We start from the raw sequence: 2,241 nt of genomic DNA on the forward strand, positions 1-2,241 counted from the left end.
GGTCGAAGGCGTGCCGCAGCACCTCGACGCGGGCGCCGTCGGCGGCTACCTGTGGCTCGGCAGCATGGGCGGGCTGATCGCCTACACCCTGTGGTTCCGCGGGATAGCGCAACTCCCGGTCGGCGCGTCCGCCCCTCTGGTGCTGCTGTCCCCGCTGGTCGCGGCCCTGGTCGGGATCGCGCTGGGCGAATCGCTGAGCGCGCCCCAGACCGCCGGTTTCGTCCTCGCCCTCGCCGCGCTGCTCGCCGCGCAGCTCAACCCCCCGAACGTGCCCATCAGAGAAGGACAGATGCGATGAACACGCCGACGAACGAGACGCGGGCCGACACCCCGGTGACCCGGAACGCGACGGGCAGGACGATCGCCGTACTCGGCGCGACCGGAATGGCCGGCAGCCGGGTGGCCGCGGAGGCCGTCGCTCGCGGGCACCGGGTGCTGGCCCTGTCCCGGAAACCCACGGCCAACCACCCGCACATGACACCGGTCGCGCTCGACGCCGCCGACCCGCACGCCGTGCACGAGGCACTCGCGGGCTCCACCGCGGACGCGGTCGTGCTGACCGTACGGACCTACCCGGTCGACGAGGAGTTCCTGCTCGGCACCACCCGGGCGGTACTGGACAGCGCCGCGGAACTCGGCATGCGCGTCCTGGTCATCGGCGGCGCCGGCGCGCTGCGCAGCCCCGGGGACCCGCACCTGCTCGTCGCCGACAACCCGGCCTACGTACCCGCCCCCTGGCGGACCGTCGCCGCCGCCGGAGTCGCCCAGCTGCGCACCTGCCAGGCTCGCCCCGACGCCGACTGGGTCTATCTGAGCCCGCCCGCCGAACTGGAACCGGGCGAGCGCACCGGCCGTTACCGCCGCGGCACCGACACCCTGCTCACCACCACCGACGGCCGCTCCTGGATCAGCGCGGAGGATCTGTCCGTGGCCGCCGTCGACGAACTCGAAGTCCCGCGCGGGCAACGGCACATCACGGTCGTCCACCACGAGGCCCGCTGACCGTCCCCCCTGGAGAACGAACGGGCGGCGTACGCCGACGGGGAGTCGGTGTGCGCCGCCCTGGGGTGGAACGAGCTGCGGGGACATGGCCCGCGTGGTCACGACGGTGATTACTTCGGGTCGTTGTCGAACCTGGCGGTGGACCACAGGTAGCCGAGGACGGTCAGCCCCGCGCACCAGGCGGCGGCGAGCCACCCGTTGTGGCCGATCTCGGTGCCGAGCAGCAGCCCGCGCAGCGTCTCGATGGCCGGGGTGAACGGCTGGTACTCGGCCACCGGCTGGAACCAGCCCGGCATGGAGTGGAGCGGGACGAAGGCGCTGGAGAGCAGGGGCAGCAGGATCAGGGGCGTGGCGTTGTTGCTGGCGGCCTCCGCGTTGGGGCTGACCAGACCCATGCCGACGGCGATCCAGGTGAGCGCCGTGGCGAAGAGCACGAGCAGCCCGAGAGCCGCCAGCCACTCCAGGACGGTGGCATCGGTGGAGCGGAACCCGATGGCGACCGCGACGGCGCCGACGAGGACGACACTGACGATCGACTGCAGCACGCTGCCGACGACGTGCCCGACGATCACGGAGCCCCGGTGGATGGCCATGGTGCGGAAGCGCGCGATGATGCCCTCGCTCATGTCGTTGGAGACCGAGACCGCGGTGCCGACCACGGTGCTGCCGATGGTCATCAGCAGCAGGCCGGGGACGAGGTAGGCGATGTAGGCGGAGCGGTCCGGGGTGCCGCCGCCGATGCCCGCGCTCATGGTGTCGCCGAAGACGTAGACGAAGAGCAGCAGCAGCATGATCGGCGTGAGCAGCAGGTTGAGGGTGAGGGACGGGTAGCGCCGGGCGTGCAGCAGGTTCCGCCGGAGCATCGTGGAGGAGTCGCGCACGGCGAGGGAGAGGGAGCTCATCGGACGGTCTCCTGGGTCTGGTGGGGAACGGCGGTGGTGGCGGTCAGGGCGAAGAAGACGTCGTCGAGGTCGGGGGTGTGGAGGGTGAGTTCGTCGGCTTCGACGCCGGCGGCGTCGAGCCGGTCGAGGAGGGAGCGCAGTTCGCGCTGGGTGCCGTTGCTGGGGATCTGGAGGGTGAGGGCGTCGTCGTCGCGTGTGGTCTCGGGCAGTGCGGTGGCGGCGGTCCGGTAGGTGGTGGGGTCGGTGAAGCGGAGGCGGACGTGTCCGCCGGGGACGATCCGCTTGAGTTCCTCGGGGGTGCCTTCGGCGGCGAGGCGGCCGTTGTGGAGGACGGCGA

At 72.1% G+C, this 2,241-nt stretch carries 3 protein-coding genes and 1 pseudogene; 2 read left to right on the forward strand and 2 right to left on the reverse strand.

Translation table 11 applies throughout. The features are described 5' to 3' along the window. A partial coding sequence (locus CCN42_RS32445; RefSeq protein ID WP_158102160.1) for an EamA family transporter occupies nucleotides 1-298 on the forward strand: 298 nt, incomplete at its 5' end. Further along, nucleotides 295-1,002 carry an NAD(P)-dependent oxidoreductase gene (locus CCN42_RS32450; protein ID WP_086740961.1) on the forward strand — a complete coding sequence of 236 codons (708 nt, stop codon included), beginning with the start codon at nucleotides 295-297 and terminating at the stop codon, nucleotides 1,000-1,002. The genes CCN42_RS32445 and CCN42_RS32450, both read left to right, overlap by 4 nt. Nucleotides 1,003-1,112: 110 nt before the next feature. On the opposite strand, the gene CCN42_RS32455 is transcribed toward CCN42_RS32450, so the two are convergent. After that, the gene (locus tag CCN42_RS32455) at nucleotides 1,113-1,904 is read right to left on the reverse strand and encodes an ABC transporter permease (protein ID WP_086740963.1); all 792 of its coding nucleotides are present in this window, start codon (nucleotides 1,902-1,904) and stop codon (nucleotides 1,113-1,115) included. Further along, a pseudogene (locus CCN42_RS32460) lies at nucleotides 1,901-2,241 on the reverse strand (ABC transporter); the annotation flags it as partial. The pseudogene CCN42_RS32460 and the gene CCN42_RS32455, both read right to left, overlap by 4 nt.

The organism is Streptomyces glaucescens, assembly GCF_002154375.1.
Taxonomy (GTDB): domain Bacteria; phylum Actinomycetota; class Actinomycetes; order Streptomycetales; family Streptomycetaceae; genus Streptomyces; species Streptomyces glaucescens.

Coding starts and splice junctions, on each gene's coding strand:
- CCN42_RS32450 (WP_086740961.1), top strand. CDS start 295: ATGAACACGCCGACGAACGAGACGCGGGCCGACACCCCGGTGACCCGG.
- CCN42_RS32455 (WP_086740963.1), bottom strand. CDS start 1,904: ATGAGCTCCCTCTCCCTCGCCGTGCGCGACTCCTCCACGATGCTCCGG.